Below are 7,214 nucleotides of genomic sequence, written 5' to 3'. Positions count from 1 at the left end.
GCCGCGATCAGCGAATCGTCGACGTCGCGCGGATGACTGGTGGAATAGCGCAGCCGTGTGACGCCCGGAATCTCCGCGAGCCGCTGCAACAATCTGCCGAGCGACCAGACGCGGCCGTCGGGGCCTTCGCCGTGATAGGCGTTGACGTTCTGTCCGATCAGCGTGAACTCGCGCACGCCGTTGTCGGCGAGCTGCATGACGTCGTCGATGATCCTGGCGACCGGACGCGACACCTCGGCACCGCGCGTATAGGGCACCACGCAGAAGGTGCAGAACTTGTCGCAACCTTCCTGCACCGTGACGAAGGCGGAGATGCCGCGGGCGCGGATCGCATCCGGCTTCGGCTGCGGCAGGAAGCCGAACTTGTCCTCGACCGGGAATTCGGTTTCGAGCGCGCGGCCGGTTTCCTTGGCGCGCTTCAGCAGCTCGGGCAGATGATGATAGCTCTGCGGCCCGACCACGATGTCGACGGTCGGGGCGCGGTTGATGATCTCGGCGCCTTCGGCCTGCGCAACGCAGCCGGCGACTGCGATCTTCATCTCGCGGCCCGCCCGCGCAGCCTCGTCCTTGGCGACGCGGAGCCGCCCGAGTTCGGAATAGACCTTCTCCGATGCCTTCTCGCGGATGTGACAGGTGTTGAGGATCACGAGATCGGCGTCTTCGGCGCTCGCGGTCTCGACAAAGCCCTCGCCGGCCAGCGTGTCCACCATGCGTTGCGCATCGTAGACATTCATCTGGCAGCCATAGGACTTGATGTGCAGCTTGCGCGGCGTCGTCATGGAACCCTGAGAGCGAAAAATGCAAACGGCGCCATCCGGGCGCCGGGGCTCAAATATAGCCTAAACCGGCGAAAATCCAGCGATCGAGCCGTGTTTTTGGCTCAGCCGGGCGATCAAATCGGGCAATTGGCGCATATCGGCGAATGTCTCGGCCGCGCCGGCCCCGCGCAACGTCGCCTCGTGTTCCCCCGTGCAATGGCTGCCGCCGTAGAAACCGAGCACGGTCATGCCGGCCGCGCGGGCGCCGGTGACGCCGGCCACGCTGTCCTCGATCACGACGCAGCGCTCAGCTTTGGCGCCCATCCGGGCGGCCGCGAACAGGAACAGATCCGGTGCCGGCTTGCCGCGCTTGACCTGGGTGGCAGAGAAAATATGCGGCGCGAGCTGGTCGTAGAGTCCGGCGCAGGTCAGTCCGTGATGGATCTTCTCCGGCGTGCCGCTGGAAGCCACGCATTTCGGCAAGCCGAGCGCGGCGATGGCATCGCCGACATGCGCGATCGCGCTGAGGTCGTTGGCATAGAAGCTCAGCGTCGCGTGCTTGACCTCGGCCTCGAAGCCGTCGGGCAGTGCGCGGCCGATCTCGCTCTCGACGATCCGCCGCGCCTCGCGGTCGGATACGCCGAGGAAACGCTTCAGCACGCCGTCCGGCGTGATCGGAAAGCCGTGCCGCGTCAGCGTTTCCGCATGCGCGCGACAGGAGATCACCTCGCTGTCGACCAGCACGCCGTCGCAATCGAAGATGACGAGATCAAAGCCCATGGTTCGGTGATGCGTTCCTTTGCGCGCGAAGCTGATTGCGCCGCGTGCGCGCGTCTACGATTTGCCGTCTTCGTCGAGCGGGACGCAATACAGCTCGAGACGGTGATCGACCAGCTTGTAGCCGAGCTTGCGCGCGATCTCGGCCTGCAACTTCTCGATCTCCTCGGAGGTGAACTCGATCACCTTGCCGTCGCGCAGGTTGATCAGATGGTCGTGATGGCTCTCCGGCATCTGCTCGTAGCGCGCGCGGCCTTCGCGGAAATCGTGACGCTCGATGATCCCCGCATCCTCGAACAGCTTGACGGTGCGATAGACCGTCGAGATCGAGATCTTGTCGTCGACCGCCACGCAGCGGCGGTAGAGCTCCTCGACGTCGGGATGATCCATGGCTTCCGCCAGCACCCGCGCGATCACGCGGCGCTGTTCGGTCATGCGCATGCCGGTCGCGGCGCAGCGCGCCTCGATGCCGGTATTCTTCTGCGCAGGCGGGATTTTCACCGTCGTCATGGGTCCTTGCCGAGTCCTTGGCTTCGGGTGGCGGAGCAGGGCGCTGTTCTGCCACCGCGCCGATGTTACGACAAGTCGCGCCGCATCAGAAGCGCGTTCAAATGTTCCCCACCGGGCTGCTTGTAGTAGCGCTCGCGGCGGCCGATCACGCCGAATCCGGCCCTTTCATAGAGCCGTCGCGCCGGCTGATTATTCTCTTCCACCTCGAGGAAGATGGTGCGGATGCCGCGGCCGGCCAGATGGCCGAGATGGGTCAGCAGCAGGTCGCGCGACAGGCCGCGTCCGCGCTGATTGGAATCGATCGCAATCGAGAGGATTTCCGCCTCGTCCGCGGCCATCCGCGACACCGCGAAGCCGATCACCCTGCGGCCCTGGCGCAGCCGGTGCACCAGCGTGTTGCGCTCGGTCAGCATCGTCTCGAATTCGCCTTCGCCCCAGCCACGATGGAACGAGGCGCCGTGCAGTTGCGCGAGCCGCGCCGCGTCGCGCAACGATGCGGGCTCGACTGCGGACGGTCCGCCGCCCCACCATCGTGACAACCAGCCGATCATGTCGATGGCGGCGCGCTGATTTCGAGCCGGTCCTTTGGCGGCTTCGCATCGGGTGCGCGCAGATAGAACGGCCGCGGCGGCGCGGTGTCGGGATCGATCGCCGCACCGACCCAGGCGACCCAGGCGATGTCGGGCGCCGGTTGTCGATCGACCTTCACCGGCGGCGTCGCGTCGGCGGGCCAGCGTTCGGCGAGAATATTCGCGGCGTTGCCGACCAGGTGCAGCGCGCCGAATTGCACGGCCTCGAGCGCTTCCGCGATCGGGGCCACCTTCGGCTTGAGCATCGGGCCGCCGTCGCCGCCCACCAATTGGAAATAGACGTGATCATGCCGCGCATCGATCGCCGACAGGATCGGATGCGCGCCATTCTCCGCGACCAGCGGCGCGGCATAGGCGGCGAGCGTCGACAGCCCGACGATCGGCTTCGCGGCTGCCAGCGCGATGCCGCGCGCTGCCGACAGGCCGACGCGCAATCCCGTGAAACTGCCGGGGCCGGTGGTGACCGCGATGCGGTCGAGCGCGGTGAAGCCGATGCCGCTTGCCTTCATCACGCGCCCGATCAGCGGCATCAGGGCTTCGGCATGACCGCGCTGCATGGTCTGCGATTCGATCGCAAGCGTGTTGCCGGTGTCGGTGTCGAGCACCGCCGCGGAGCTGGCGTCGAGCGCGGTATCGATGGCGAGAATGATCATGAAGGGGCGAATGGCGAGTGGCGAATAGCGAATGGACGATCAGGGCGGATCCCTATTCGCCATTCGCCAATCACTATTCGCCTCTCCATCACATCGGCCGCACTTCCTGCACGTCGGGCACGAAGTGCCGGAGCAGGTTCTGGATGCCGTGCTGCAAGGTCGCGGTCGATGACGGGCAACCGGCGCAGGAGCCCTTCATGTTGAGATAGACGATGCCGTCCTTGAAGCCGCGGAAGGTGATGTCGCCGCCGTCATTGGCAACCGCCGGCCGCACCCGGGTCTCGATCAGGTCCTTGATCTGCTCGACCGTCTCGGCATCGGCCTCGTCGAAGAACTCGTCTTCCTCGTCGCGCGCGTCGTCGCTGCCAGCGGTGCCGTCGGCGAGCAGCGGCGCGCCGGACATGTAGTGCTCCATGATGGCGCCGAGGATCGCGGGCTTGAGGTGCTGCCAGTCGCCATCCGCTTTGGTCACGGTGACGAAATCGGCGCCATAGAACACGCCGGTGACGCCGGGCACGGCGAACAGCCGTTCGGCCAGCGGCGAGCGGGCGGCGGATTCGGCGGACGAGAATTCCATGGTCCCGCTGTCGAGCACCGCGCGGCCCGGGATGAATTTCAGGGTGGCGGGATTGGGGGTAGCTTCGGTCTGAATGAACATTTGCTGTCTCCGGCGTCGCCGGTTCAAGGCCGGCGCGTTGGGTTCCCCTACCAAATGGCAACTAAAAAGCCGCCGATCAAGCCGCAAAACCGCGGTTCCAGGTCCCTTATGGCCGATTCTGAATAGCTGGAGGAGGGCTGGCCTCGCATCCTCGTCATGCCCGGCCTTGTGCCGGGCATCCACGTCTTTGCTGCCGCCTGCGCGAAAGAACGTGGATGGCCGGGACAAGCCCGGCCATGACGACGGTTGTGAATATTCCTCTAGGACAGCGCGTCGATCTCGGCGTCGGTCAGGCCGCCTGGCACGATGGTCACCGGAATCGGGAACGCGCCCATGGTCTTGGCCATGGTGGTGATGATCGGCCCGGGGCCCTCGGCGCCCGGATTGGCCGCCAGCACCAGCATCGCGATGTCGACGTCCTTGTCGATCACGTCGAGGATCTGCTCGGTCGGGTCGCCCTCGCGAATCACCCGCTCCGGGGTGATCGCGGCGATCCCGTTGGCGCGGCCGGCGGCGCGGTCGAGCGCCTCATTGGCGGCCTCCTCGGCCTCGGCGCGCATGATGTCGGCGACCCCGAGCCATTGCTGGTTCTGGTCCTCGGTCTCGATCACCCGCAGCATCAGGACGCCGCCGCCGACCCGGATCGCCCATCGGCTGGCGTAATAGACCGCGCGGTCCCATTCCGCGGTGTCATCGACGATGACAAGGCATTTGGGCTTGTGGCCCGTCTCATAGCTGCGTCGCTGGGTGGTCATGCATGTCCCGGTGCTGGCCAAACCAACCCATGCTGCCACACTCCCTCGCCGTTTGGGAGAGGGAGCGCGCAGTTCCTGGCTTGCGCGTCAGCGCGGCCGGATGAAGCCGACGATGTCCTTGGTGGTGCGCATGGTCTCGTCGGCGATGATCCGTGCGCGGTTGGCGCCGTCGGCCAGGATCGCATCGACATGGCCGGGATCGGCAACCAGCCGCTTCATCTCGCCGGCGATCGGCGCCAGCTTCGCGACGCAGAGCTCGACCAGCGCGTTCTTGAAGGTGGAGAACTGGCCGCCGCCGAACTGGTTGAGCACGTCCTGCTTGGTGACGTCTGCGAGCGCGGCATAGATGCCGACCAGGTTGTCGGCCTCGGGGCGCGGCTCCAGGCCCTTTTCCTCGGACGGCAGCGGCTCCGGATCGGTCTTGGCCCGGCGAATCTTCTGCGCGATGGTCTCGGCGTCGTCGGTGAGGTTGATGCGCGAATTGTCCGACGCGTCCGACTTCGACATCTTCTTGGTGCCGTCGCGCAGGCTCATCACCCGGGTCGCCGGTCCCGTGATGAACGGCTCCGGCATCGGAAAATACAGCCCTTCATTGAAGCCCTGGCCGCGGATCGAATCGCCGAAATCGTTGTTGAACTTCTGCGCGATGTCGCGGGACAGTTCGAGATGCTGCTTCTGGTCCTCGCCGACCGGCACATGGGTGGCACGATACAGCAGGATGTCGGCGGCCATCAGCACCGGATAGTCGTAGAGACCGACCGAGGCGTTCTCGCGGTCCTTGCCGGCCTTCTCCTTGAACTGGGTCATCCGGCTGAGCCAGCCGACCCGGGCGACGCAGTTGAAGATCCAGGTCAGCTCGGCATGGCCGGCGACCTGGCTCTGGTTGAACACGATGTGCTTCTTCGGATCGATGCCGGCGGCGATGAAGGCCGCGGTCACCTCGCGGGTGTTGCGCGCGAGCTCGGCCGGGCCGCCCCAGACGTCGACGCCCTGCGTGATCGCGTGCATGTCGACGACGCAATAGATGCAGTTATGGGTCTGCTGCATCTTCACGAAGTTGACGATGGCGCCGAGGTAATTGCCGAGGTGCAGATTGCCCGTCGGCTGGACGCCTGAGAAAACCCGTTCAACGAACGCCATGGTCTCGATTCCCGGAAAAGATCGCTTTTGCGGGGTCGTTTGCCACTTAAGCTCCGCGCGCGCAAGTCAGGCGGCGCGCCTTTGCCTGACGGCGTTAACCGCCTCGCGCCACCCGGTGACGCCGAAAAGCTGTAGGAACAGGCCGTAAGCCGCAATCCCAGCCGCGATCAGGACGAGCAGCGAGACCGCATGCGCCAGACCGTGGCTGCCCGCGGCCGGTAGCGCACCCTCTGCGAGCCACAGCAAGGCGCCCATCGCGAGCGCTGCCGCCAGGGTACGCGGTAGCCGGCGCCGGGCCGCGGCATCGATCGAGAAGCCGAACGTCGCGGCGCCCTTACGGATCAGCGCCAGCGCATTGCTCCAGGCGCCGAGTGCGATCCCGGCGGCAATTCCGCTCGCGCCGAACAGATGGCCGAACAGGAAGCCGGCCGCGATCGTCACCACGATGGCCTTCAGCGTCGCCAACAACGGTGTCAGTGTATCCTCGCGCGCGTAGAACGCCGGCGACAGCGCCTTCACCAGCACATGCGCCGGCAGCGCGAGCGTCAGCCAGATCAGGGCCTGCGCGGTTGCGGCGGTATCCTCCGCGGTGAACGCGCCGTGCTCGAACAGCATCCGCACGATCGGTCCGCTCAGCACCATCAGCCCGAGCGTCGCCGGCAGCGCCAGTCCGACCGCGAGCTCGAGGCCGCGCGATTCCGCATGCGCGATCGCGGCGTGCTCGCCGCCGCGCACGGCACGGGTCATCTCCGGGATCAGCACCGTGCCCATGGCGACGCCGACGATGCCGAGCGGCAGTTCGAGCAGGCGGTTGGCGAAATAGAGCCAGGACACCGCCGACGGCGAAGTGGAGGCGATCACGGCGCCGGCAACCATCAGCCATTGCGGCGCGCTGCTTGCGACCATGCCGGGCACCGCGCGACCGAGAAAGCCGCGCATCTGCGGATCGAACGAGACGCGTAGCGGCGCGGCGAGCTTCGCCCCGCGCAGCGCCAGCATCGACAGTTGCAGGAATCCGGCGACGCCGATGGTGGCCGCCATGACAAGCGCGGCCTGTACCGGGTCCTGCTGCCGCGCCAGCAGCACGGCCATCACCGCTATCAGCGCGATGTTGAACAGCAGCGGCGAGAACGCCGTCAGGGCAAAGCGCCCCTGCGCATTGAGCAGCGCCATCATCACGGTGACCGGGCCGGCGAAGGCGAGATAGGGCAGCATCAGCCTTGCGTCGTCGACGGCGAATTGCAGCGTGTCGCGGCCGACAAAGCCGGGCGCGATCGCCGCGATCACCAGCGGCATCAGCACGCCGATCACCAGCGCGGCCGCGTGCTCGGCACCGTCAGCGCCGCCGTGATCGCGGCCGCGCTGGTGATCGG

9 protein-coding genes are annotated in these 7,214 nt (G+C 66.6%); all 9 read right to left on the bottom strand.

Annotated features, from left to right (window positions below):
- On the bottom strand, window positions 1-779 hold a 779-nt coding region (locus B2W55_RS12745), incomplete at its 3' end, for a MiaB/RimO family radical SAM methylthiotransferase (RefSeq protein WP_291532227.1).
- A 60-nt stretch (window positions 780-839) separates the two neighbouring features.
- A complete protein-coding gene (locus B2W55_RS12740) occupies window positions 840-1,538 on the bottom strand; it encodes an HAD family hydrolase (RefSeq protein WP_024584589.1) in 699 nt (232 codons plus the stop codon).
- A gap of 54 nt (window positions 1,539-1,592) precedes the next feature.
- Window positions 1,593-2,045: a Fur family transcriptional regulator gene (locus B2W55_RS12735; RefSeq protein ID WP_024584588.1), complete on the bottom strand. Its 453-nt coding sequence runs from the start codon at window positions 2,043-2,045 to the stop codon at window positions 1,593-1,595.
- Between the two features lie 65 nt (window positions 2,046-2,110).
- Window positions 2,111-2,596, bottom strand: coding sequence for a ribosomal protein S18-alanine N-acetyltransferase (gene rimI / locus B2W55_RS12730; RefSeq protein WP_024584587.1), 486 nt, complete (start codon window positions 2,594-2,596; stop codon window positions 2,111-2,113).
- The gene (gene tsaB / locus B2W55_RS12725) at window positions 2,593-3,288 is read right to left on the bottom strand and encodes a tRNA (adenosine(37)-N6)-threonylcarbamoyltransferase complex dimerization subunit type 1 TsaB (RefSeq protein ID WP_024584586.1); all 696 of its coding nucleotides are present in this window, start codon (window positions 3,286-3,288) and stop codon (window positions 2,593-2,595) included. The genes rimI and tsaB overlap by 4 nt, the downstream gene beginning before the upstream one ends.
- 88 nt (window positions 3,289-3,376) lie before the next feature.
- Window positions 3,377-3,946: a NifU family protein gene (locus B2W55_RS12720; RefSeq protein ID WP_024584585.1), complete on the bottom strand. Its 570-nt coding sequence runs from the start codon at window positions 3,944-3,946 to the stop codon at window positions 3,377-3,379.
- A gap of 260 nt (window positions 3,947-4,206) precedes the next feature.
- On the bottom strand, window positions 4,207-4,701 hold the full coding sequence (locus tag B2W55_RS12715) for a universal stress protein (RefSeq protein WP_024584584.1): 495 nt from the start codon (window positions 4,699-4,701) through the stop codon (window positions 4,207-4,209).
- 87 nt (window positions 4,702-4,788) lie between these two features.
- Window positions 4,789-5,841, bottom strand: coding sequence for a tryptophan--tRNA ligase (trpS, locus tag B2W55_RS12710; protein WP_024584583.1), 1,053 nt, complete (start codon window positions 5,839-5,841; stop codon window positions 4,789-4,791).
- A 66-nt stretch (window positions 5,842-5,907) separates the two neighbouring features.
- A partial coding sequence (gene murJ, locus B2W55_RS12705; protein ID WP_291532226.1) for a murein biosynthesis integral membrane protein MurJ occupies window positions 5,908-7,214 on the bottom strand: 1,307 nt, incomplete at its 5' end.

The sequence above is a fragment of the Bradyrhizobium sp. UBA2491 genome, assembly GCF_002341725.1.
Taxonomy (GTDB): Bacteria; Pseudomonadota; Alphaproteobacteria; order Rhizobiales; family Xanthobacteraceae; genus Bradyrhizobium.
This window is presented reverse-complemented; position numbering and strand designations above follow the sequence as displayed.